This is a genomic window from Staphylococcus parequorum (genome assembly GCF_039237145.1).
Classification (GTDB): Bacteria; Bacillota; Bacilli; order Staphylococcales; family Staphylococcaceae; genus Staphylococcus; species Staphylococcus equorum_A.
Map to the genome: position 1 here is coordinate 2,123,723 of NZ_CP150682.1, position 24,023 is coordinate 2,147,745.

A 24,023-nucleotide genomic window follows, 5' to 3' on the forward strand; every position below is an offset into this window, starting at 1 on the left:
TTATTACCTCTATTCACCTTGGTATTCCATATTTTCTATGTGATCTGTTATACTACCAGCTACTTCTATATTATCTGGAGTACATAAGAATATATCTGATCCTACGCGTTGAATGTCTCCACCGATTGCATAAACTGTACCGCTTAAAAAGTCGATAATACGTTTAGCAGAAACTTTATCAATACGCTGTAAATTAACTAAAGTTGCGCGACGATTTTTGAGTTCGTCTGCAATATCTTGAGTATCTGAAAAAACACGTGGTTCAAATAAACACATTTTAGAACTTTCTTCTGTAAAACCGAATTGATCTTGTTCTTGATTATTCATATTCACAACGTTCCTTGCATTATTTTTTGATGAAGTGTTATTCATTTGATACTTCCTTTCACCTGAGGATTGCTGTAATCTTGATGACTGCTTTTTGGGAACGGATTGTATGGATCTTTGTCGCTCTGTATTTTCATTATTTTTATATTCATTGAAATTCGTTTGAGACTGCGCTTGTTGCTTGTTTTGTTGTCTACCTTGTTCTTCTTCTGGTGCTTCTAATTCGTGATCTTCTTCTTCAACCACGAAAAATCCACTAAATAAATCTTTTAAAGCCACGGGGCTCACTCCTCTTTTCCTACAAGTTTAGTCCCAATTCTCACAAATGACGCACCTTCTTCAGCAGCTAAGTGGAAATCATTACTCATTCCCATCGATAACTCAGTACATGGTGCATAATTTAAATTGAGCGCTTTAATCTCATCTCTTTTATTCTTTAATGATTGAAATAAGCTTTTTATATATGACTCGTCATCAGTTAATGGAGCCATAGTCATAAGACCAACTACTTCTAAATTTTCATATTGTTCCAACGTTTCAATAAAAGTATTCACATCTTTCAATGCAACACCTTGTTTAGATTCTTCACCTGAAACATTTACTTGAACAAAACACTTTATTTTGTGTTCCGCCCTTTTGTTAATTTCTTTTGCTAATTTAAGACGATCTAATGCATGAAAGTAATCAATTTCATTAATCACTTCTTTCACCTTTCTTGTCTGTAACGAACCAATAAAGTGCATTACAATATCATCAGGTAAAGCTTCTTTTTTAAGTTGAAATCCTTCTAAACGATTCTCACCGAAATGTCTAATTCCCGCATTATAAGCATCATTAGCTCGGTCTATTGTAACATACTTTGTCACTGCAATCACGTTTGGTAACGTTGAAATATTACCTTTTTCGCAGTATGTTTTTAATTGTTTTTCAATTTGTTCTAAATTCTGTTGTACGTTCAAATCTCTACACCTCTTCATTATTGACCGATAAATGCTAACATGCGGCCAGTATTCCCTTTCTCTACTCTATATGAGAAAAATAAGGATAAATCTTCAGATGTCGCATAGTTGGTAATATAAATATTATCTTTAGGAACACCTGCATTTTCAAGTAATAAAGCATTTGCACGTTTTAAATCAATGCCATGTCTGTCATTGGCTCTTGTCTTAATGTATTCATTTATGTCTATCGGTAATGATTCAAATTTTGCTTTAATATCATCATTAATTTCATAAGTTGTAGAAGTTGCAGGTCCAATAACGATATTCAAATCATTTAAATTAAAATCGATATAGCGGATGACTTCATTCACAATTTGACCGACAGTACCCCTCCAACCAGCATGTGCTAAAGCGATGTAATGATGTTTTTCGCTATAAAAATATATAGGTACACAGTCCGCGTAACACATTGTAAGCAGAAGATCAGATTCATACGTATATAATGCATCTACACCATGTAAAGCATCCGTTAAAATATCAATATTCGTACCTCTATCTTTAGCTGTCACCTCTACAACTTTATTTTCATGCGTTTGTATAGGAAATACCCACTGTTCTCTCGGGTATTGAATTACAGCTGCAAGCTCTTCTTGGTGTTGTGTAACGTGCTGCGGATCATCGTTAATATATCTAGCCATATTAAAAGCTGATTTGGGATAGGGACTCAAACCTTCTTCTCTTGTTGTTATACCCAATTTTACATTATTTAAATGGCTATCCTCATATTTCAATATATGATTATCTTTAATAAATTTATCATGCATACTATGACCCTCCATTAATTAAAACTGCAATTTCCCGCTATGACTTCTTATAGGAGACCCGCGACAATAATTCATTCTAAAATCTCAGACAAATATATGATTAAGTTATACTCATAGATAGCAATAAAATTCAAAAAAGTCATCAGATCTTTGGACCTGATGACATCATTGTATTTATTATTGACTACTTTAAGCTTTAAGCCCTATGTACACAAGGCGAGCTAGTTCGAAAATTAACGTCTAGTTCTTCTTGAACGTCTTTCTTCTCTATTTCTGATAAAGCTTGGAATGTCATCTTCATTTGTAGTATGACTTCTGCCTTCACTAGCACTTTCTGATGGTTGAGAAGTATTTGCTGTATTTGATGCAAATGTATCTTCTTTTGTGCTGTTACTACTTGTTGCACTTGTACCGAAACCAGTATTTGAAGCTTTACGTGCTTGTGATGAAGGTTTATCTTCAAATCCAGTAGCGATAACTGTAACTACAATTTCGTCTTGTAATTCTGGATTAATTACAGTACCGAAAATCATATTTACATCTTCATCTGCTGCATCTTGTACGATATCAGCTGATTCTTGTGCTTCGAAAAGTGATAATGACTCTCCACCAGTAATATTCATAAGTACACCCTGTGCACCAACGATTGAAGTTTCTAATAATGGTGACGAAATCGCCTTTTTAGCTGCTTCTACTGCGCGGTTTTCGCCAGAAGAAACACCAATACCCATTAATGCTGAACCTTGGTTAGACATGATTGTTTTCACATCTGCAAAGTCAAGGTTTACTTCACCTGATACTGCGATTAAATCAGAAATACCTTGAACACCTTGACGTAATACGTTGTCGGCTTCTTTAAATGCTTCCATCATTGGTGTTGATTTATCAACGATATCCAATAATCTGTCGTTAGGAATAACAATTAATGTATCTACAGCTGCTTTCATTGCTTCTACACCAGCTGCTGCTTGTGTTTGACGCTTACGACCTTCAAAACCAAACGGACGTGTAACGACACCTACTGTTAATGCTCCCATTTCTTTAGCAATTTTTGCTACGACTGGTGCAGCACCAGTACCAGTACCGCCACCCATACCAGCAGTTACGAATACCATATCTGCGCCTTGGATAGCATCTTCGATCTGTTCACGAGATTCTTCTGCAGCTTTTTTACCAATGTCTGGGTTCGCTCCAGCGCCTAGACCACGTGTTAATTTTTCACCAATTTGGATTTTAGCTTCAGCTTTAGACAGGTTTAAAGCTTGTCCATCCGTATTGATTGAAATAAATTCAACATTATTCATACCATGGTCAATCATACGGTTTACAGCGTTATTACCGCCGCCCCCTACACCGATGACTTTCAACGTCGCTAAATGATTAAATCCTTGTTCAAATTCTAACATTTATATTTCCTCCTAGTTTTAATGGCCAATCAATCGAATAGAGATTTCATAAGTTTTTTGAATTTACCTTCTTCTTTGTCTTGAGGTTTACGTTCTTCATCTTGGTTGACGTCTACTTTTTCGTCGTATTCCTCAGGTGCTTCTGGTTCTTCCATTTCAGAAGCTGACGTTTGTGGCTCTTCTTGTTTGTTTGATTTTTTCTTGAACCAGTCAAATCCGCTTGATTTTGTGCTATGTTCTCTTTCATCAGATTCGATGACTTCTTCTTCGAATTCTTCACTGTCATGATTACTAATTGTAACATAATCTAACAATTCGTCGAAAGTAATGCTACTAGAAATTGTTGAAATTGCTGAAGAAAATTCAGGTTTTCTAATACCCATTTGTGATGGTGTATGAATTCTTACTTTTTCACTGACCATATCTTGTAGTAATTCTTTAACTCCTAATAAGTTTGCTGAACCACCAGTAACAACGAAACCGCCGTTAACTTTAGTAAGTCCTAGATCTTGTAATATATCAAATACATTAAAGAAGATATCTTCAACACGTGCTTCAATAATATCTGCTAAATCTTTTTGAGTAAATTGAGCTTCTTCTTCACTATCCACTTGATCCACACTAAATACATCATGATCAGAAGCAGATTCAAAGAAAGCGTGACCATATTGATGTTTAATTTTTTCTGCTGTTTCATAAGATGTGTTTAAGCCTTGCGAAATATCTTCTGTGATATCTCGACCAGCCATCTCTATTGCCTCAGCATCAACAAGCTCACCGCGTTCATAAAATGCAAGTTGTGTAATGTCTTCACCGATATCGATGATACATGTGCCTAGCTCTTTTTCAGTAGCTGATAGCACTGAACCATAGTTATACGCATCTGAATACACATCTAATACATCTACGCCACAAGATTCCACACATTTAATCATATTGATTAAAATTGATTTTTGAATTGCAATAACACCAGCTTCTACTTTCAAACCATGTCTAGCAATTAATTCTTTTGGATCTGAAACTTCATTTTCTCCATCAACAATAAATTTAATTGGGAATGCATTTATAATTTCAGTTTCTGGCACATCATTTTTTTCGCGAATACCTTCAAGCACACTTTCAATATGTGTACCATTCAATTCTGTATCTTCATGAAATTCTATTTCATTTGCTTCATCAAATACTTCAGTTCCGACTATTGGAAGTTTTAAAAATACTTCTTTAATATCAACGCCTGAAGCAATAGAGGCTTTTTTGATTGTATCTTTTATCGCTTGTTTAGCGATATCGAAATCATCAATAAGACCATTTTTAATCCCACTTGTGTAGGTCTGTCCTGTACCTATCACATTTATACCATTGTGAAATTTTTCGCCCACTATCGTTTTAACGCTTGATGAACCAATATCTATACTTACATAATAATGCTCTTCCATAGATAGGCACCTCCTGACAATAACTTATTCAAGTTCACACTATTAACAGTTTACAATACGTTTTGATGCTTGTGAACTATAAACACGTGTATTTGTCGAAATTTTTTAATTATTTTTGTCTGATTCTTTATTTATTTTGTTTAATGCGCTTTGTAACTCGTCTTTTGCAGCATCTGTTTCTGTTGTTTGTTCGTCTACATTTTTGTCACTTGCTGATTTTGTTTCATTACCACCACCATAAGGAATAAATGATGCACCTACTGATAAATCAATATATCCTGACTTTTTCAATTCGCCTGATTCATCACGTTCTAACGATTGAGACATTTGCGGATAATATTTCATTTTATTAGCAATCGTATTGAGATTACCAAGAATTTGAATGTCATCAGATGTGAATAATTTGATTTGATTTTGTAAATTTTCTTGAGGATCATATTTAATTTCTGCAATCATTCCTCTCACATTTGCTGGCATTTTTGCAAGTTCATTAATAATTTTTTCTTTCTCCTCTTTTTCAAATCCTACTAATATGGGTCCATCATCCGTTGCATTACCATCATAGTTTTTCAATTCTGTACCATTTTCTAGAATAGGCACATAATTATCTTTCTTTTTCGTCATTCCAACAATTTGATTTTCAGTGACTTCAACCGTTAATTTGTTAGGCATTTGTTTCGTAATTTTCGCGCTTTTTATCAATTTGTTGTCTTTTAATTTATCCGTCGCTTTTGAAGTGCTATATGTGTACATTCTGGAGTTGTCTTTAACATCAATCGCTTTATTGATTGCACTTTTGGAAACATTATCATTGCCTTTTATTTCCACACTGCTTATCTTACTTAAAGGCGTGAACATATATATAAGAATCAAAATGATAATAAATAACAATACACCAAATACTGAATATTGAATTTGCTTTTGTCGTTTTCGACGTTTTGCTCGTTTTTCTTTTAAGTATTCAGAGTCAAATTCACTTACTTTATTAGTCATTCATTTTCACACCCTTTAAAAAGAAGGTAAGTGCGCTTGGAAACTTTTTATAAATTTATTTCCACGCTCTTCAAAAGTATTGTATTGATCCCAACTTGCACAGGCCGGTGATAAAAGTACAACGTCATTTGGTTCTATAGCGTCTTGTATTTTATCGACTGCATCTTGTACATCAGTCGCCGTTATTACGTATTTGCCCTGACTTTCACCTAGCTTCACAAATTTACTTTGCGTTTCTCCAAATGCGACCATCACCTTGACGTTTTTCATATAAGGAATAAGTTCATCAAAATCGTTACCACGATCTAAACCACCACATAACCAAATAATCGATTGATCAAATGAATTTAATGCAAATTGTGTTGCAAGTGTATTGGTTGCTTTTGAATCATTGTAATATTTATTCGTTTTGTTCGAGCCGATATATTGTAATCTATGTTCAATACCAGAGAATGTTGTAAGACTATCAATGATTGCTCTTACTGATACACCAGCTAAAAGTGCAGCTAAAGTCGCTGCAAGTATATTTTCTAAATTATGTTCACCCGGTAAAACTAAATCATCTTTATGAATGATTCTAAATCCTTTGAACACAATAAAACCATCTTTTACATAAATACCATCAACTTCTTGTTGTGTAGAAAAGTAATAGGTTTTGGCACTTAATGATTCCGACTCAATTAAATGACGCTGGTGATAATTACAGATTAAATAATCGTCCTCTGTTTGATTTTTATAAATTTCTTTTTTAGCATTTTGATAGTTCTCTAATGATTCATGATAATCAAGATGTGCCGAGTATATATTTGTGATAATAGCAATATGCGGCTTGTATCGATCTATACCAAGTAGTTGGAATGAAGATAGTTCCGTAACTAAATAATCACTTGCTGTGACCTCTTGAGCTACTTTAGAAGCAACATATCCAATATTCCCTGATACTTTACCTGTTACTCTACTTTTTTGAAACATATCGCCAATTAATGACGTTACTGTAGTTTTACCATTTGTACCTGTGACACCAATAATAGGTGCTTCTGATATCAAATAACTCAATTCAACTTCTGTTAAGATTTTCAAGCCTTTTTCTACAGCAGCTTCAAGTAAAGGTACAGTATAGGGTATTCCAGGATTTTTAACTATAATAGGATTACTATCAAGTAAAGACAGCGGATGTTCTCCTCCAATGACTTTAATCCCTCTATTTTCTAAGTCTTTCGCATGTGAGTCTTGGCTTAAATCTTTGCCATCATTAACTATGACATTCGCGCCCAACTTATTTAACAACTTAGCTGCTTCATAACCACTTTTCGCTAAACCAATTACTAATACATTTTTATTTTCTAACCCTGTATATTTCAGCAATTTAATTCACTCCAATCCATAGGCCAATTAGTCCTGAAATCAAGCCTACTGTCCAAAATACCGTAACAACTTTCTTCTCATTCCAACCAACTAATTCGAAATGATGGTGTAATGGTGACATTTTAAAAATTCGTTTGCCTGTTAATTTATAAGATGTAACTTGAATAATTACTGATAAAGTTTCTGCAACAAACACAAAGCCAATAAAAATGAGTGATAATTCTTGGTTTAGCATAATTGAAATTGTGGCAAATATACCACCTAATGCCAAACTACCTGTATCTCCCATAAACACTTTAGCTGGGTTTAAATTGAATGGTAAGAACCCAACTAATGCAAAAATCATAATAATACAGAATAGACCGATAGATGTAGCACCTTGGAAATACGCCATAATTGCATACATAACAAATCCAATTATAGATAAGCCTGTTGCGAGTCCGTCTAAACCATCTGTTAAATTCACTGCGTTAGAGAACCCTACTTGCCAAAACACAATAAATAATACATATGCAATGGATAGTGGTATTTCTGTATTCGTAAATGGAATATGTATTCCTGTAGAAAAATCAGTTAAATTAAACGCTTGGCTCAAAATGAAGAAGATGACTGCTATCGCAATCTGTGCTAAAAATTTTTGTTTACTTGTTAATCCTTCATTGTTCTTTTTCACAACAATGATGTAATCATCTATGAAACCGATTAAGCCAAACCCTATTGTTACAAATAATAGTAAAATTATTGGGTTAGGATTTTCCATAAAAATAATTGCAAGTATCGAAGTTACAATGATACTAATCAGGAAAGTAAGTCCACCCATTGTAGGTGTGCCTGTCTTTTTCATATGACTTTGCGGGCCCTCTTCCCTGATACTTTGCCCAAATTTCATTCTTTTTAACGTTGGTATCAATACTGGGACTAATATAAAAGTGATTAAAAGTGCAATAATTGCGAGTAAATAAACCATATTATGCTCCTTTATATATTTAATTGGATTATTTCTTAGTGCTAAGTGGCTACAATATGTATAGAGGTAAGTAGCTTTACCAGTTATTTAATTAACGTCATACGCTACTAAATACTGACAAGCTACTATTTTTGAATACCTCATAATCATGAAACAAATATTCTAACATGAGTTAAAATTGAAATCAGAAGTTGTGCTAAATAAATTTATTCTTTATCTTCTTTGCTTTCTTCATTGTCTTTAGATTTTGATTCGTCATCAGCTGTTTCTCCATTTATTTCTTCAGAAGACAACGTTACTTCTATCTTATCTTTTTTACTTATCTTTTGACCTTCTGTTATAGATTGCTCAGAAACAAATCCGCTACCTTTGGTAGTTACTTTTGTATTCGTGAGCTTTTCAAATGCAATGACTTCTTCTTTAGTCCAACCGGACATATTTGGCATCGTAACATCGCCATCAGTCAATAATAGCACTCTACTATTAGGCAATACCTCTTTATCTGCAGTAACAGATTGTTTTGTGATTTTCTCACCGTCACCTATAACGATAGGTTCTAGAGATTTACTATTCACTTTGTCTTGTGCTTTTTGTGTTTCTTGACCTTCAACATCTGGCACTTTGCTGTATTTCACATCTGATTTGTCTTTAGAATTTTTATCACCAACATTCAGATATTTCAACGTGTTCTCCATAATTGGTTTAAAGGCCTTACTCACACCACTTTCATATGCTTCTTGATCATTTTTCTGAGCTAAACTCATACCAGCATAAACAACAACTTCAGGGTCATCTTTTGGTGCATCACCGATAAAGCTTACGAAATATGGATTTTCACCCTCTACGTATCCACCATTATCTGAATCCGCTACTTGTGCTGTTCCGGTTTTACCTTCTATTTCATAACCATCGATTTTATAGTTTTTAGCATTACTCTTTTCGCTGTTAACAACCTTATCCATTTCAGTACGTACTTTTTTAGCCGTATCTTTTTTGATTGGTTTACCAGCGATTTCTTTTTCACCTTTGTAGAAAGTATCATTACTTACAGGATTAGATACACTATCTATAAACCATGGTTTCAACATATTACCTTCATTATAGAACGCTGATTGCGCTTGTAACATTTGTACTGGTGTTACAGTCGTTGATTGACCAAATGCAGATGTTTTTTGTTGTGCTTCATTATCCCATGCGATGTCACCAGTAGCTTCACCATCAAACATACCGTTCGTTGATTCACCGAACCCAAATTTTTCATACCATTCTTTCATCTTATCTGAGCCAACTAAATCTTGTAAATGCATCATTAGGGTGTTTGAAGAATATGTGAAACCAAGTGACATTGGTATCTCTCCCCAACCTACTTTGTTCCAGTCGGAAATTTTCGATCCCATGACTTCTCTTGGTTCTGCCGTATATTTTTTATCTGGTTTAAATTCTCCTTCTTCAATTGCTGCCGCTAAACCAAAGTTTTTAAATGTGGAACCTGGTTCATACGTATTTTGATACAAATCATTCGCCCATTTTTTACCAAAATCTTCGCCAGTTTCTGGGTTAAACGTAGGTCGTTGACTGTATGCAAGAATTTCACCTGAGTCTGCATCCATGACTACAGCAAATAAATCTTTCGGTTTATAATGCTCAACCATTCCATCTAGTGCTTCTTCAACAAAGACTTGAATGTTGGAATCTATAGTTAAATGAACATCATCACCGCGTTGTGGTGTTTTCTCTTTTTTTGTATTTGGCGCAATGTAGCCCCAAATATCATGAATGTAAGATAACGCACCTTTTTGTCCTGATAAATAACTATCGAATATCTTTTCAACGCCCATAGCACCATTTAATTCCCCAGTATCAGGGTCTTTTTGTGCTATGCCAATAAGATGTGACGCAAAGTTACCATTAGGGTAGAAACGTTCAGTTTCTGGATAGAGCGTGACGCCAGGTAGATTCATTTTCTCTATCTTTTCTTTTTCTTGATAGGTTAAATCAGCACCTTTTTGTCCAAATTCAACTTGAAATGCTTTCTTATTATCCAGTCTTTTTTCAATATCTTCCTCAGACATATCTATCACTGTCGCTAATTTCTTCGCAGTTTCTTTTTTGTCTGTAACATGTTTCGGTTTCTCGCTGCCTTCACTCGCTTTTTTATCAACAATAGCAACGACTTTATATCTTTCTACGTCTTCTGCTAGTACTTTTCCATTACGATCATATATTTTTCCACGTTCAGGTTGCTCTTGGCTTTGGACTAAATATTTTTCGTTTGCCTTCATTATTAAATCTTCGCCGGAAGAGTGCCCTGTCAACATAATATATGAGTATCTTAAAACCAACGTAAAAAAGAGCAGTCCAAATCCGAGAACGAGTAGGACTGCCCCTATTTTACTTTGTTTAATTAGAAAGTTCGGTTTTTTAAATCTAATTTTTCGCTTCGCCATTATTACGCACTACCTTTACATTGTCGTTCTTAAGGCTCATTCCTTCGTCTTTTGCCTTATCGTAAATGCGTTCATATGAAGAGTTCTTTTTAATTTCAGATTCTATTGCGCTGTTTTCACTTGATTGTTGTTCGATTTTAGTATCTAAATCTGCAATTTTTCCTCGAGTATCATACGCATCCATTTTTAAAGATAGCATATAAATACTTATTAAAGCAATTACTGTTATAAGTCCTATGTATAACATTTTCTCAAACTTTGTAAGTTGAACTACTACTTTGCGTTTTACGGTTTTGGTTTTAGGTTGCGTTTTAGGTTGTTTCCTCGGTTGTGATTCGGGAATCTGTTGTTCTGATCCATTATAAGGTTGATAAATCTTCTCTACTGCCACTCATCATTCACTCCTTATTTCAATATTTCTGCAACACGTAACTTCGCACTACGCGCACGGTTATTTGTATCTAGATCTTCTTCAGCAGCGGTAATGGGTTTACGGTTAACGCGTTTCAATTTAGGCGTGTACGCTTCAGGTATGACTGGCAATCCCCGTGGAACATCTGGACCTTTTTCATATTCTTGAAACATCTGTTTGCATAATCTATCTTCCAATGAATGGAAAGTTATGACTGAAATTCTACCATCAATTTTTACTGCACCTATCGCTTGTTCTAGTGAATCTTCGAATGAAGATAATTCATCATTCACTGCAATTCTAATTGCTTGGAAAATCCTTTTTGCAGGATGTCCGCCTTTTCGCCTAGCTTTTGCAGGTATACCTTCTTTTATTACATCAACGAGTTCTAACGTTGTTTCGATTGGCTTTTGTTCTCTGTTCTGTTCTATACGACGCGCAATTTGTTTTGAAAATTTTTCTTCGCCATATCGATGAAAGATTCTGACTAATTTTTCAAATTGCCAATCATTTACAACTTCATAAGCTGATAACGATTGTGTTTGATCCATTCGCATGTCTAATTTGGCATCGTTATGATAACTAAACCCACGTTCAGGTACATCCAATTGTGGACTGGACACACCTAAGTCGTAGTAGATGCCATCTACTTTTTCAATATTCAAATCATTTAAAATTTCAGTTAATTCTCTAAAGTTGCTATGGACAAAGGTCACTTTATGTAAGTGTTCTTTCAAAACTTCTTTAGCATTTTCAATCGCTGTTGTATCTTGGTCGATTGCTATAAGCCTACCTTCGTCACCCAATTGATTTAATAAATAGAGGGCATGCCCTGCGCCACCTAATGTACAGTCGACATAGACACCATCTTCTTTAATATTTAAATAATCAATGGTTTCTTTAAGCATAACGCTGACATGATGAAACAAATTTAACTCCTCCTATTAAAAATCAAAATCAATCAGGTCTTCAGCAATATCTTCGAAACTATCTTCAGATTCTTCATAGAAACTGTTCCAAGTTTCTCTATCCCAAATTTCAATACGATTTGAGACACCTATTACTGTACATTCTTTGCTTAAGTTAGCGTATTGTCGCAAGTTTTGCGGAATGTTAATACGCCCTTGTTTATCTAGCTCTACTTCTACGGCTCCCGAGAAGAACATACGCATAAACTTACGTGCGTCCTTTTTAGTCATTGGTAATGTCTTCATCTTCTCTTCGATAATTTGCCATTCATCCAAAGTATAGCCAAACAAACATTTGTCGAGGCCTCGAGTGATTATAAAACGTTCATTTAAGTCATAGCGAAACTTGGAAGGCACTATCATACGTCCTTTTGTATCCAACTGATGCTCGTATTCTCCCATGAACATTTATAATCACCTCACCTTCTCATATATATAATTTACCACATCTCACCACTATCCTCCACTAATTATACAAATATAACCATAATTTCTTATTCAACGTAAAAAAACACCCGATTCATCAAAAAGATGAATCGGGTGCGCCCTTACTGTCTCTAAGGTTTTATTATAATATGATCAAAAGTGTAAGAAAGTGGTGGATAAGTGGAGGGATTGAACACATTCATCCCAAAATCATTCATAATTTGTAAAGGGTTCCATATTCTTTCTTGTAACCCTCCCATTGGATGAAGTGTACCACTTAATACTTTGAAATGTTTCATGCTAATTTCATTTTCTCGTTCAATATTTAATAAATATCTATTTATCAAATAGTCGTATTGCTTTTGATGAATTGAATTATTTTTTTCTAATAATAATGTATTATCATTGTTGCCTTTTACTTCTGCTTTTAGCGATTGATATAGTGTTTCTTGCTGTGCTTTCATTGATTCAATTTGATCAATGAATGTTTGAGATGCTTGTGCTCTAACAAATTTTTGTTTAGCATCTTCAATTCCATTTTCGATAATTTGGTTTTTATCCAGTTGATATTGTGCTATTAATTTTTCAATTCTGTGATTAATATAAGTAATTCGTAAGCGTGGTAAGACGATTGGCATTGAAACATCCAATGTTTTAAACACATCGTTTAATTCGGTCCAATACTTTATTTCACTTGGTCCACCAATAAAGGCAACAGTGTTAAATAACCATTCTTCCATAACAGGTCTTGTTACCACATTATTTGAAAACCTTTCCGGCTCTGAATCTACTATATCTAAAACCTCTTGAAGCGTCATTGTTTTATCTGATTTATTCAAATAGAATTGACCCTCTTTGAATGTCAGTAATTGTCTCATATTATCTTCGTGTAAAAACAAATGCACATTTGTATCTGTTTGAATCATTTGCTCCAAACCACTTGCTGTTGTTTGTGCTTGTGTTTTTCTAAAGGCTGCATCAACATCAAGATGGTTTTCCACAATTTTTCTGATAAACGGTTGCTCTAATCGACGTAGTTCAGGATCATTAGCGTCCAACAATAATAAACCATATGTTTTAAATACTTCATGTAGCAATGCTTTAAACATATCGGACCAACTATCATGTGCATCAATAATATTACGACACATTTCAATTAAAGGTCGTGAATGTTCAGTTTCATTCAGTTGTTGGAAAAATTGATTCAAAGTTTCCTTGAGCTCAGCTTTATCAGGATTATAATGTGAGACACTTGCTTCTGGTGGCTCCATCGTATGATATTTGACTTTATGTAACTTAGCATCTTGATTATTATATGCATAAGTATGATTTACTTCGTCAAAATCATGGTCTTCCCCTGCAATCCAAAACACAGGCACGACATGTTTATTATAATCTTTAGATAGTTGTTGACTTAGTGTAATAATAGAAAATATTTTATGGAATGTATACAAAGGTCCACCAAATAAACCTGCTTGTTGTCCGCCAACAATTACTTTTGCGCCATCACTTAATAATTTAATATTACTTTCTTGTTCCTCAGTCAAAGATAAATCACTCATATAATTTTCAATCACTTGCGTTAATGCAACTTCTCTTCCATTACTTTCACTTAGAAGTCTTTGTTTATAGTTATTCTTATCCATTGCATCTAAATGATAAAACTGAGCTAGTGTTGAATCACTTTGTTTAATTTTTGAAATAAATTGATCTTTTTCGTTAAGTTTCGTAGTCATACAATCCATTCGTAATTCTCCTTATGTTACTCTATTCCTAATCAGTATAAAGTTTATGTACTATATTGACAATTTAACGGCTTAAAATAACCTGTATTTTTTTCTTTTTAATTCAATGCACATACTATAATAAACGATTTTTGAAAAATTTTAAAAAAGTGTGTTTATGTATTTGAAATAAGCATTGTATACAGTCTACTTTAACAGTATGTTTCGTGTCGTCATTTTTGTGAAATATCATTAGAAATAAGGTATAATAAAATATAATAGTACAAAGGGGGAAGACGCTATGAGTAACGTAAAACGTCTTGATATAAATTATAAAACAGACGAATTATTCGAAGATTTTAGAAACTTCGGCAACAAAGATTTGTATATGGTTGATGAACTTCGTGGAGAAATGATAGATGCCAGTTCAGATTCACCTTTTTATGGTATTCAAATCGGAGATAGATTAGGCGCAAGAATGGCATTGTATCGTAAAGGCGATGTTGAAGAAGTCTACTTCCCTGATTTCGACGATTACAACGTATTGTGGAAATTAGAAGTATTAAACGACTTTCAGAATCGTGGTTACGGTAAAGAGTTGTTAGATTTTGCAAAAAATCAAGGACTTCCTATTAAAGTCATTGCTCGTAACCAATCTAAAGCATTCTTTATTAAACAAGGATTCAAAGATGTAAATGCAGTAAACAAAGATGGACATGATGTTCTAGTTTGGACACCATAAAAAGAGTACGAAAGATAAAACATATGTCTCAGTTGTTTTATTTTCATTAGCAGTCTGATACTAAATGCATTTGTTTTCAGCTTTAAAAAAACTACGCGTCTACCTTAATGTAGACGCGTAGTTTTTTACGACCGCTTCAACTCTTGGAATCCTGTTTTAGTTATCCGAAAAATAGCGGGGATCCGAAATCCAATTTAATTTCGTATTCCTGCCCCTTTTTTATTTCATATAAATTAATAATTCATTGAGTGATTTTATTGTATAATCTGGTTTGATATTAGTTTCATTTATTTTATTTCTAGGATTAAACCAACACGTGCCAATTTGGGCATTTTTACCACCTAAAATATCTGATGTCATAGAATCTCCGACGATTATGGCATTATCTCGTTTGTCTTCACCAATTTCCTTAAATACATAATCAAAAAATTCAGGCATTGGTTTTTGGTAACCTGTTTGTTCTGAAACAAAAACACCTTTAAATAATTGACCAAACTGTGCCTTCGCAATACGGCGCTCTTGCGTTTCTAACACACCATTCGTCACAATATATAAATCATGATTTTGTTTTAAATACTTTAAAGTTTCAACTGTGTTAGGAAAGAATTTTATTGGTGCTTTCGCTAATTCATCTCTAAATATGTGATCCGCTTCTTTACCATCCACGGTCATTTCATGTAAATCAAAATATACTTCAAATCGCTTACTTAGAACCTCTTCCTTCGTTAACTTATTAATTTGAAAAGCTTCCCAATGCGCTTGATTCACTTTCATAAAGGTTTTTAAATCGTCATGATTAGCGATCAATTTATATTTTTCTGCCATTTTGAAAAATGCATGTGATTCCGCATCATGAAAATCTACGATTGTATCATCAAAATCTATGAGTAGACTTTTAGAATTCATTTTTATTTCCCCTCTTTTTATACATATTCATTAATACAATTGAATATATTTATTGCTTTTATTCACTCAATAACAGTATACACATTTTGAACATACAAAAAAATGGCCAAGGTTATCACCTTGACCACTACTTCCTATTTTAATAATTAGAATCCAAACAATTGACCTAATAATCCGACACCGCTTGATACAATATCTACAATACTAGTCCCTAATTCTACACCATTACCTGATTGTGCTGCTTGTATAGTATTTGCGATAGCTTCTGCTAATTTAGACATAAAAATCTCTCCTCTATTTATAAGTTTTATAATTTATTTTTACTAGAATCCGAATAATTGTCCTAATAGACCTACACTGCTTGATACGATATCTACAATGCTTGCCCCTAATTTAACTCCGTCTCCTGCAATTCCTGCCTGTACTGTTTCTTTTATTGCGTTAAATAAATCTGACATATTGATTATCTCCTTTAAAGTATTATTTTTTAAAATCTACTTAGATTAAAATCCTAATGCTTGAGAAATTAATGCTGCCCCATTAGAAATGATGTCTAAAACGCCACTTCCAATTTTCATGCCATCTCCTGCAATACCAGCTTGTACTGTATTTTTAATTGCTTCAAATAAACCTTCCATTGTAAACACTCCTTATAAAATAAGATTTGCTCTGACTGAAAATTATGTTTAAAGTGATACTTATAAAATACTTTTTATTTGTGTATCACTTATTATGTATAATATAAGATAATACTTGATTATATTGTTCGAAATTCCTTACTTAATCATAAAATCGCTGTATCTGTTATTTAATTGCTAGTTTGAAACAGTTATGAATCCTTAATTGTATTTCACACAATTAAATAACTTTTCATAATGTTGGTGAATTATTAATTTTTTGTTAGAAAAGCATTGATTTTATCAGAACTTTTTAAAATTAATGTATAATCACAATTAATTTGTAGTATGCTGATATAAATAAATTCAACAGACTATCTGAATAGATTGGGAGGATCATTATGAAAGCAGTGCTTAAAATTAATAACCATCTAAGTTTAAGAGATGCTCAAGCAAGTGACATTGAAGATTATCTCTCAGTCCCTTTTAATGAAGAGCTTTTAAGAATGTATGGCTCTGAAATAAATTCAGAAACTGAAAAGCAACAATCTGGTGCTAAATTATTAATCGCGAAAATTATGGCTAACCCATATGAATGGGTTATTGACTATGACAATTTATTTATTGGACAAGCTCGTTTAACTTTAGATGAAACAAATAATAAAGCTAAGTTTGCAATAGGTATATTTAATCCACAGTTTTGGAATGGAGGAATTGGTACTCAAGTAACACATCAAATTTTGGAATATGCCTTTAATGACTTAGGTCTCCATAAAGTTTATTTAAGAGTCCTTTCATATAATTATAGAGCTATAAATTCTTACAAAAATTCAGGTTTTATAATTGAAGGTAGTGATCGTGAAGGTTCATATATAAATGGAAATTATGAAACCGACTTATATATGAGCATCTTATACGACGAATTTAAAAGTAATTTCATCAATAAAGGTAAACATTAAAAAAGAAGACTCCAAAATTGGAATCTTCTAGTAATCTCTATAAAGTCACTGTTCCTTTTCAATTTAAACCTCTTTAACAAAATTTCTATTTGCGGTTATAAATGTACCATTCATTGTTTTAAGTCGTGGCGTACCCTTTGAAGATGCCACTACTTTTTGAATAGCTACTTTTTCATTAACCTTAAGCTCTGTCAAAGCTTCACCACTAAAGTCCCTATTTTGATATTCCTTACAATCTTTTGTAATCATCACTGTTTCAGGTTTCTCATAAATATATTTATTGGCTTTACTAGTAGCAACACGATAAATAAACTTTTGATTGGCTGTTAACACTAATCCATCCACTGTGATAAGTCTTGGTGTATTCTTTTTAGTATAGCCAATGTCTTTAATTTCTATTATCTCACCTATTTCAACATTAACATCTGCGCGTTCTTTAAACTCCAGATCTTTATATAAATTGACCTTTTTCGCTATACCAATCGTTATTGGATTATAGGTGAAATATTTATTAGGCGCCTCTGTCTTTCCAGTTTTTTTATCATTCACAATAAATTCAGATTTAAAATTTTGTCTATTAAGTTTGAGCGTCTGCGTTGCGTTAGGTAAATTCATGTTAATTGTATACTTCTTATAGTTATCGTGAATTAAATTAATGTTAAAGTCAAAATTGCACTTACTTAAATCTTCAGTTTTTACGTATAATCGATGCTCATCTTCAGAGAATTCAACTTCGATTGCGTTGAGCTCATAATTAATTTCAGTAAGTAACACTTGATTAATTGTAGTTTCTGAAGCTTTATATACTCTTATAACTTCTCTTAATTCATCATCAATAAGATGCGTGCCTTCATAAACAGCGAATAGTTCTTCTTTCATTGGTAAATAATCTTTTACAGATTCAGGCATTAAAAAGTGAATTTGATTATCTTTCACATATCTATCTGCTTTTCCACCTTTTAATAGCATGCCGATAAAGTCAAAAAGTTTCTCATATTCTTTATTTATAAGCATTTGATAAATATTTTTATATTTATCACCAATGATATAATCTTCAACATTTTTATCATGTTCATTTAAAGTATCTATCATTTGTTGAAATAGACTATAGAATACATCTTTATTTTCACTTTTTACAAATCTTCTATTATTAAATAATCTAGAAACGAAATCTACTTCTACAAGTCGACTTAATGATTGAAATTCTGCTGGCTTAGGTATATCCAATTTCAACACTTCTTGTAGAACCAATAAATTAAAATGTGTTTTTTCTATAATATTTGTTTCGCCTACAAGTGATTGATTATATGAATATCTATTCACATGATAAACAGGCGTTGAATTCATAGAAGCTGTTTTACATTTAGAAATTGCATTGATAAAGAACAATTTATCTTCACCAAATTTCATATGCTTGAATTCAATATTATTATCAATAATGATATCTCTTTTAATAATTTTACCTGGTGGTCCTACAGCTCTAAAAATCTTATTAATTTCATATGGTACTAAATTATTTGCAACTTTATATGAAGTAAATCTTCCTAATTTGCTAATTGCTTTATCTGTATGTTTAATACTGTGTCCAAACGCAACATCTGAATTATTCTCTTCAGCTTGGTTTAATAGCGTCGGCAAACCAGTTGAATCTAACCAATCATCTGCATCAAGAAAAGTTATGTATTTTCCATTCGCATTTTTAATGCCTACGTTTCTAGGTTCAGCAGGACTACCCGTGTTCTCTTCTAATTTAATGAGTTTTAAAAAACTATATTTATTTTTATATCCTTCAATTATTTTTAATGAGTTATCACTAGAACAATCGTCTACAAATATCGCTTCAATTTTATCTTCATTAATATTTAATGCCCCAATTGATTCTATACATTCATTAAGAAATAATTCTTTGTTGTACACTGGTACAATGATAGACAGCAATTTTTCCAATTCCTAATTCCCCTTTTAGATGATTTAGTAATCATTATATAGTATAAATGATTACTAAAGTATTTTTTATAAAAAACAATCCCTACTTATTTCTATAAGTCGTTAAATTCTTAAATATGTATAAAAATCGTTCGTTATGTATTTATTAATATTTTAAAAACTACTACCTAAAAATAACATAAAATGGTAATACACAACACTTTAAATGGAATTATTTTAAAATACTTATCATTCAAGTATTTAATGCAATGGAAATTATAATTGAAATACGCATCCCCCTTTATATTTATAGCGTCTATTATTGTTAATTACTTTACAATATCATCTCCATAATTTGTAAAAAATCCTTTCACTCCTATTTGTTTCAAGGACTTATAGTCATTCCCACTGTTTACAGTAAATGCGTGTACTTGCATAGCATTGTTTTCAACACTTTCTATAAGCTTACGATCTATTTTTTTATGCGAAACTCCAACTGCATAACTATAACTACTTATATTTTCTAACATATTATTATCTAATTTGCTTAATTCATTATCATAAATCAATTTGACCAATGGTATGTTTTCATTCTCATTTTTAATTGTTTTCAAAGCTTTATCATCGAACGCTTGTATAACGATGTATTTAGAGTTAAATAACTTTTTATTTTTTAATTTTTCTACCGTAATATGTGCCATATTAGGATTATCTTTAGCGTTTTTTAACTCAATATAGTATTTAACATTGTTACCATATTGATCTAAAACCTCATCAAAAGTTGGAACCTCCAAATTTCGATTTTTCTTATCTCTTAACTTCAACTTTTTTAACTCTTCAATTGTATAGTCTTCTACCTTGCCTTTTCCATTTGTAGTTCTATCTATTGATTCATCATGCATAACGACTAAATTATTATCCTTAGTTATTTGTAGATCCAGTTCCAAATAGTCAATATTCATTTCATGAATCGCTTTATTATATGCTGGAAAGCTATGTTCCGGTTCATAACCACTAGCACCCCTATGAGCAATAATTAAAGGTTTCTTTTCAGTGCCTTCATACCCTTTAACTTTTGGTATGAATATTATTATAGATACTATAATAATCAGGATGATTCCAGGTAAAACATATGTATAAAATGATTCTCTCTTAATTGACATCGCCCCATTTTGTTTTAAAAAACTATAAAAAATACTTTTTTCTTAATTCTTTAATTATATTGTATTATCTATATATTTAATATACCATATCATACATTTTTACATTCATTTAGTTACATCTATAATAAATAGCCAATACAATGAGACGATTCATAAAAATTTGATTATTTATTTATATTATGGTAATTTATAGATAGAAAAAGGGCAACACACTATACGTGTATCGCCCTAGTGAGCCCGTTAAAAAGACGGTGGCTTTAAAATGATAATTTATATAAAAATAACCATTTAACCGGCCAAAGTTAGAGATGGTTATTTTTTATGTCTTAATTTAACAATTGTAATAACTAAACCTAATAAGGTAACGATGAAAGTACCGAAACCTAACATTAAGTGCAGCGCTTCTACAATTGAAACCACACAAGGCGTCTCCTTTCTAAAGATTTAAATGGCACTTTCATAAGCACCACCTCACTTTATACTGAGATTAGCCACCATCTACCCAACTCGCTCGCTCTAATTTTACTATATTTTTTATTCTACATACTATTACTTTTGTCGCCCTATAGAATTTGATTATATTTTTATATTGTGGTAATTTATAGATAGAAAAAGGGCAACACACCATACGTGTATCGCCCCAATGAGCCCGTTAAAAAGACGGTGACAGATTATTATAAGTTATTTTAAAAACAACCATCTAAACCGCCAAAGTTAGAGATGGTTATTTTTTATAGCTTAATTTAACAATTGTAATAACTAAACCTAACAAGGTAACGATGAACATACCGAAACCTAACATTAAGTGTAGCGCTTCTACAATTGAAACCACACAAGGCGTCTCCATTCTAAAGATTTTAACGGTACTTTCATAAGCACCACCTCATTTTATACTGAGATTAGCCACCATCTATCCAACTTGCTCGCTCTAATTTTACTATATTTTCTAATCACCTGACCATTACTTTTAATGACCTTTTTTCACTGCGTTATGTCAAAATATTTCAAACTGATAAGTATAGGATTAAAAAAAAACCCTGTAGCAACTATCTATTTCAACAAGTTTTATAATACCTATCTTATCGAAAGTACAAAACTTTTAGTTACTATACAAAAATCAATGTGTGATTCTAATACAGTAAGTATAAAAACTGAAAATTTATATATAGAGTCTAAAAAATACAAAAATTATCGTAAAAACTAATTGAACCCATCTATTCAATTAGGTGAGTTTAAAATGATATTTGTCTAGTCATAATAGTAAAGAAAAGCACAAAATCACCAAGGAACAACGCCATTATTATTTGTAAAAGTTATATTTTTAATATTTTTACCTTTTTCTACTAAATCAATAACTCTTTTTATACCTACATCAATTGAGTTTGCTCCCATTTGTTTAGCAGTTTCTGGGTCTAGACCTCCAAATTCCGTGGCTACCATTCCAGGATCAACTAAATCTACAGTGATATCATAGCCTTCTTTTTCTAATTCTTTTGATAATTGAATAGAATACATATTTAAAGCTGCTTTTGATGATTGATAACCAGCGACACTTGCACCATATACGATTGATTCCTTATCTAAAGCTGAATTAAGAGACCCCATCATACTAGACATATTAATGATTTTTGCTTCTTTCACTTTTTTGAGTAACGGCAATATTGCTGAAGTTACATTCATAACTCCAAAAACATTAACATCAAACTCATTTTTCACTTTAGTGACATCAAGTTTAGATGGACTTGACGCTTCTAAAGCTATACCTGCATTATTAATTAAAACATCTAAAGAGTTTATTTCTCGAGCTGCATTCTGTACAGAGTTAATATCAGTAACATCTAGTTGAACTGTAGTCACGGACAAGCCTTTTAACTTTAATTCTTTCACAATAGATTGACCATCTTGTAAACTTCTAGCACCTATGATAACATGATACCCTTTCTCCGCTAATACTTTTGAAATTTCTTTTCCCATTCCTCTAGTAGCACCTGTTACTAGTACTTTCTTTGAGTTATCCATACTTTAAAATCCCCTTTTCATATTAACGTTACAAACATTTAATAATTTCCCTTTTGAACTAAATACAAACATTATCGATTTATTGGCTTTCAGACTAAAAACTACCAACTTATTTTGTTTAGATTTGTGTATTCTTATAGTTCTCAATTTCAATGAATTTATCTTTTCTGATATTTTATTTCCACAATATCTTTCAAATTAACCTTACTTAATACTATATCTTCATAAAAATGTAATATTTGTGTGTATGCATCTACTCTGTGCATATAACCTTCTTTAGTTTAAATATAGCCATCAACAAAATATGGTAATTCTATAGATGGATCATGATACATTTTAAATATTAAAGTATCGTTTAAATCGTTCCACTGCTCATCATTTAGTATATATCTATTTTGTTTTGATCTTGTTTAAAGTGATTTAACATTTCATATTGTTCAGGCATTGTAACGAATGGTGCCCACTTAACCATGTCTTGTCCTTTGGGTATACGTGGTTTGAGATATTCTCTAGATAGATTACAGTAGTTAGATTCATATTTATATTCACCAAGTGTGTTTTGGTTCATAATCATATAAGCACCTTATGAACACAATAGAGCTTATGTTTTATTGTGTAAACAAAAATTAAACTTAATACTCTTACGATTACTATTACTTTTGCATTCGTACTTTTTCCTCCTTAAAATAAAAAGCCGACATGACTATGCCGACTTAAACAATTGATAATATTTTTGTATTGTGGTAATTTATAGATAGAAAAAGGACAACACACCATACGTGTATCGCCCAACTGAGCCCGTTAAAAAGACGGTGGCCTCTGTATCTAGTTATAGTATAACCTTCTACTGCCAGCCAAAGCGAATAGAAGGTTATTTTTTATGGCTTAATTTAACAATTGTAATAACTAAACCTAATAAGGTAACGATGAAAGTACCGAAACCTAACATTAAGTGCAGCGCTTCTACAATTGAAACCACACAAGGCGTCTCCTTTCTAAAGATTTAAATGGCACTTTCATAAGCACCACCTCACTTTATACTGAGATTAGCCACCATCTATCCAACTTGCTCGCTCTAATTTTACTATATTTTTAATCTATAGACTATTACTTTTGTCGACCTATAGAATTTGATTTAGATAAAATTTATAATTCCAGCCTTTATTTCATTATCTCGTTGCATTATTTAAAATTAAAATATACAATAAAAGTATAAAATACATTAAAATAATTAAGGAATATAAGTTGAATTAAATAGCTGGTCGTATGTTAGTTAATGAAGGACTTAATGTTGGATAAAGATAGCTACTCTTTTCATTAATAAGCAAAATCAAGTTATTAACAATACCATTGCTTTAGTCCTGTTAAATAATGCAGCATTAATTAACAAAGTCGTATTTAATAATAACACTAGAAATTGGTATCTTTTAATCCTTATTATGAGTACATCTATGT

The 24,023-nt window shown here is 32.2% G+C and carries 26 protein-coding genes; 2 read left to right on the top strand and 24 right to left on the bottom strand.

Going from position 1 to position 24,023, the window contains the following annotated elements:
* Positions 1–9: 9 nt before the first annotated feature.
* The 13 genes from AAA453_RS10315 to bshC form a co-directional block, all read right to left on the bottom strand.
* Positions 10–606, bottom strand: a complete 597-nt coding sequence (locus tag AAA453_RS10315) for a cell division protein SepF (protein WP_427704834.1) — start codon at positions 604–606, stop codon at positions 10–12.
* A 5-nt stretch (positions 607–611) separates the two neighbouring features.
* On the bottom strand, positions 612–1,286 hold the full coding sequence (locus AAA453_RS10320) for a YggS family pyridoxal phosphate-dependent enzyme (RefSeq protein ID WP_069832906.1): 675 nt from the start codon (positions 1,284–1,286) through the stop codon (positions 612–614).
* 17 nt (positions 1,287–1,303) lie between these two features.
* Positions 1,304–2,092: a peptidoglycan editing factor PgeF gene (pgeF, locus tag AAA453_RS10325; protein ID WP_285323019.1), complete on the bottom strand. Its 789-nt coding sequence runs from the start codon at positions 2,090–2,092 to the stop codon at positions 1,304–1,306.
* 233 nt (positions 2,093–2,325) lie between these two features.
* Positions 2,326–3,498, bottom strand: coding sequence for a cell division protein FtsZ (gene ftsZ, locus AAA453_RS10330; protein WP_069816271.1), 1,173 nt, complete (start codon positions 3,496–3,498; stop codon positions 2,326–2,328).
* A gap of 29 nt (positions 3,499–3,527) precedes the next feature.
* A complete protein-coding gene (gene ftsA, locus AAA453_RS10335) occupies positions 3,528–4,934 on the bottom strand; it encodes a cell division protein FtsA (RefSeq protein ID WP_285323018.1) in 1,407 nt (468 codons plus the stop codon).
* Between the two features lie 105 nt (positions 4,935–5,039).
* Entirely contained in the window at positions 5,040–5,927 is an 888-nt protein-coding gene (locus tag AAA453_RS10340) for a cell division protein FtsQ/DivIB (protein WP_069816274.1), read from the bottom strand.
* A 15-nt stretch (positions 5,928–5,942) separates the two neighbouring features.
* Entirely contained in the window at positions 5,943–7,292 is a 1,350-nt protein-coding gene (gene murD / locus AAA453_RS10345; RefSeq protein WP_285323016.1) for a UDP-N-acetylmuramoyl-L-alanine--D-glutamate ligase, read from the bottom strand.
* 1 nt (position 7,293) lies between these two features.
* The gene (mraY, locus tag AAA453_RS10350; RefSeq protein WP_069816284.1) at positions 7,294–8,259 is read right to left on the bottom strand and encodes a phospho-N-acetylmuramoyl-pentapeptide-transferase; all 966 of its coding nucleotides are present in this window, start codon (positions 8,257–8,259) and stop codon (positions 7,294–7,296) included.
* 206 nt (positions 8,260–8,465) lie between these two features.
* Complete coding sequence (locus AAA453_RS10355) at positions 8,466–10,706, bottom strand: penicillin-binding protein (protein WP_427704836.1); 2,241 nt, start codon at positions 10,704–10,706, stop codon at positions 8,466–8,468.
* On the bottom strand, positions 10,687–11,097 hold the full coding sequence (gene ftsL / locus AAA453_RS10360; RefSeq protein ID WP_021338689.1) for a cell division protein FtsL: 411 nt from the start codon (positions 11,095–11,097) through the stop codon (positions 10,687–10,689). Before ftsL ends, AAA453_RS10355 begins: the two co-directional genes overlap by 20 nt.
* Positions 11,098–11,111: 14 nt before the next feature.
* Positions 11,112–12,047: a 16S rRNA (cytosine(1402)-N(4))-methyltransferase RsmH gene (gene rsmH, locus AAA453_RS10365; protein WP_069816290.1), complete on the bottom strand. Its 936-nt coding sequence runs from the start codon at positions 12,045–12,047 to the stop codon at positions 11,112–11,114.
* 15 nt (positions 12,048–12,062) lie between these two features.
* The gene (mraZ, locus tag AAA453_RS10370) at positions 12,063–12,494 is read right to left on the bottom strand and encodes a division/cell wall cluster transcriptional repressor MraZ (RefSeq protein WP_427704838.1); all 432 of its coding nucleotides are present in this window, start codon (positions 12,492–12,494) and stop codon (positions 12,063–12,065) included.
* 149 nt (positions 12,495–12,643) lie between these two features.
* On the bottom strand, positions 12,644–14,257 hold the full coding sequence (gene bshC, locus AAA453_RS10375) for a bacillithiol biosynthesis cysteine-adding enzyme BshC (protein WP_427704841.1): 1,614 nt from the start codon (positions 14,255–14,257) through the stop codon (positions 12,644–12,646).
* Positions 14,258–14,537: 280 nt separating this feature from the next.
* On the opposite strand from bshC, the gene AAA453_RS10380 reads away from it, so the two are divergent.
* The gene (locus tag AAA453_RS10380) at positions 14,538–14,978 is read left to right on the top strand and encodes an N-acetyltransferase (protein WP_285323010.1); all 441 of its coding nucleotides are present in this window, start codon (positions 14,538–14,540) and stop codon (positions 14,976–14,978) included.
* Between the two features lie 219 nt (positions 14,979–15,197).
* Here AAA453_RS10380 and AAA453_RS10385 read toward each other — a convergent pair whose 3' ends face one another.
* The 4 genes from AAA453_RS10385 to AAA453_RS10400 all read right to left on the bottom strand — a co-directional run bounded on the left by AAA453_RS10385 (position 15,198) and on the right by AAA453_RS10400 (position 16,522).
* Positions 15,198–15,884, bottom strand: a complete 687-nt coding sequence (locus AAA453_RS10385; protein ID WP_427704844.1) for a YjjG family noncanonical pyrimidine nucleotidase — start codon at positions 15,882–15,884, stop codon at positions 15,198–15,200.
* 146 nt (positions 15,885–16,030) lie between these two features.
* Positions 16,031–16,165 carry a beta-class phenol-soluble modulin gene (locus AAA453_RS10390; RefSeq protein ID WP_069816297.1) on the bottom strand — a complete coding sequence of 45 codons (135 nt, stop codon included), beginning with the start codon at positions 16,163–16,165 and terminating at the stop codon, positions 16,031–16,033.
* Between the two features lie 42 nt (positions 16,166–16,207).
* Positions 16,208–16,342, bottom strand: coding sequence for a beta-class phenol-soluble modulin (locus AAA453_RS10395; protein ID WP_427704846.1), 135 nt, complete (start codon positions 16,340–16,342; stop codon positions 16,208–16,210).
* 45 nt (positions 16,343–16,387) lie between these two features.
* Positions 16,388–16,522, bottom strand: a complete 135-nt coding sequence (locus AAA453_RS10400) for a beta-class phenol-soluble modulin (RefSeq protein WP_069832914.1) — start codon at positions 16,520–16,522, stop codon at positions 16,388–16,390.
* 380 nt (positions 16,523–16,902) lie between these two features.
* Between AAA453_RS10400 and AAA453_RS10405 the strand changes: the two genes are divergently transcribed.
* Positions 16,903–17,460 carry a GNAT family N-acetyltransferase gene (locus AAA453_RS10405; RefSeq protein WP_285323006.1) on the top strand — a complete coding sequence of 186 codons (558 nt, stop codon included), beginning with the start codon at positions 16,903–16,905 and terminating at the stop codon, positions 17,458–17,460.
* Positions 17,461–17,523: 63 nt separating this feature from the next.
* Here the strand turns inward: AAA453_RS10405 and AAA453_RS10410 are convergent, their stop codons facing one another.
* The 7 genes from AAA453_RS10410 to AAA453_RS10440 all read right to left on the bottom strand — a co-directional run bounded on the left by AAA453_RS10410 (position 17,524) and on the right by AAA453_RS10440 (position 23,547).
* Complete coding sequence (locus AAA453_RS10410; protein ID WP_427704848.1) at positions 17,524–19,407, bottom strand: DUF5776 domain-containing protein; 1,884 nt, start codon at positions 19,405–19,407, stop codon at positions 17,524–17,526.
* 308 nt (positions 19,408–19,715) lie between these two features.
* Positions 19,716–20,549, bottom strand: a complete 834-nt coding sequence (locus AAA453_RS10415) for a glycerophosphodiester phosphodiesterase family protein (RefSeq protein ID WP_427704851.1) — start codon at positions 20,547–20,549, stop codon at positions 19,716–19,718.
* A 312-nt stretch (positions 20,550–20,861) separates the two neighbouring features.
* Positions 20,862–20,969 (bottom strand): putative holin-like toxin, encoded by a 108-nt coding sequence (locus AAA453_RS10420; protein WP_427704854.1) that lies wholly within the window; start codon positions 20,967–20,969, stop codon positions 20,862–20,864.
* A 304-nt stretch (positions 20,970–21,273) separates the two neighbouring features.
* Entirely contained in the window at positions 21,274–21,381 is a 108-nt protein-coding gene (locus AAA453_RS10425; protein WP_427704856.1) for a putative holin-like toxin, read from the bottom strand.
* Positions 21,382–21,827: 446 nt separating this feature from the next.
* Positions 21,828–22,568 (bottom strand): SDR family NAD(P)-dependent oxidoreductase, encoded by a 741-nt coding sequence (locus AAA453_RS10430; RefSeq protein ID WP_427704858.1) that lies wholly within the window; start codon positions 22,566–22,568, stop codon positions 21,828–21,830.
* 379 nt (positions 22,569–22,947) lie between these two features.
* Entirely contained in the window at positions 22,948–23,136 is a 189-nt protein-coding gene (locus AAA453_RS10435; RefSeq protein ID WP_427704860.1) for a hypothetical protein, read from the bottom strand.
* Between the two features lie 303 nt (positions 23,137–23,439).
* Positions 23,440–23,547 carry a putative holin-like toxin gene (locus AAA453_RS10440; protein ID WP_081328144.1) on the bottom strand — a complete coding sequence of 36 codons (108 nt, stop codon included), beginning with the start codon at positions 23,545–23,547 and terminating at the stop codon, positions 23,440–23,442.
* Positions 23,548–24,023 lie beyond the last annotated feature (476 nt).

Coding starts and splice junctions, on each gene's coding strand:
- pgeF (WP_285323019.1), bottom strand. CDS start 2,092: ATGCATGATAAATTTATTAAAGATAATCATATATTGAAATATGAGGAT.
- ftsZ (WP_069816271.1), bottom strand. CDS start 3,498: ATGTTAGAATTTGAACAAGGATTTAATCATTTAGCGACGTTGAAAGTC.
- ftsA (WP_285323018.1), bottom strand. CDS start 4,934: ATGGAAGAGCATTATTATGTAAGTATAGATATTGGTTCATCAAGCGTT.
- AAA453_RS10340 (WP_069816274.1), bottom strand. CDS start 5,927: ATGACTAATAAAGTAAGTGAATTTGACTCTGAATACTTAAAAGAAAAA.
- mraY (WP_069816284.1), bottom strand. CDS start 8,259: ATGGTTTATTTACTCGCAATTATTGCACTTTTAATCACTTTTATATTA.
- AAA453_RS10355 (WP_427704836.1), bottom strand. CDS start 10,706: ATGGCGAAGCGAAAAATTAGATTTAAAAAACCGAACTTTCTAATTAAA.
- mraZ (WP_427704838.1), bottom strand. CDS start 12,494: ATGTTCATGGGAGAATACGAGCATCAGTTGGATACAAAAGGACGTATG.
- bshC (WP_427704841.1), bottom strand. CDS start 14,257: ATGGATTGTATGACTACGAAACTTAACGAAAAAGATCAATTTATTTCA.
- AAA453_RS10380 (WP_285323010.1), top strand. CDS start 14,538: ATGAGTAACGTAAAACGTCTTGATATAAATTATAAAACAGACGAATTA.
- AAA453_RS10385 (WP_427704844.1), bottom strand. CDS start 15,884: ATGAATTCTAAAAGTCTACTCATAGATTTTGATGATACAATCGTAGAT.
- AAA453_RS10390 (WP_069816297.1), bottom strand. CDS start 16,165: ATGTCTAAATTAGCAGAAGCTATCGCAAATACTATACAAGCAGCACAA.
- AAA453_RS10395 (WP_427704846.1), bottom strand. CDS start 16,342: ATGTCAGATTTATTTAACGCAATAAAAGAAACAGTACAGGCAGGAATT.
- AAA453_RS10400 (WP_069832914.1), bottom strand. CDS start 16,522: ATGGAAGGTTTATTTGAAGCAATTAAAAATACAGTACAAGCTGGTATT.
- AAA453_RS10405 (WP_285323006.1), top strand. CDS start 16,903: ATGAAAGCAGTGCTTAAAATTAATAACCATCTAAGTTTAAGAGATGCT.
- AAA453_RS10415 (WP_427704851.1), bottom strand. CDS start 20,549: ATGTCAATTAAGAGAGAATCATTTTATACATATGTTTTACCTGGAATC.
- AAA453_RS10430 (WP_427704858.1), bottom strand. CDS start 22,568: ATGGATAACTCAAAGAAAGTACTAGTAACAGGTGCTACTAGAGGAATG.
- AAA453_RS10435 (WP_427704860.1), bottom strand. CDS start 23,136: ATGAACCAAAACACACTTGGTGAATATAAATATGAATCTAACTACTGT.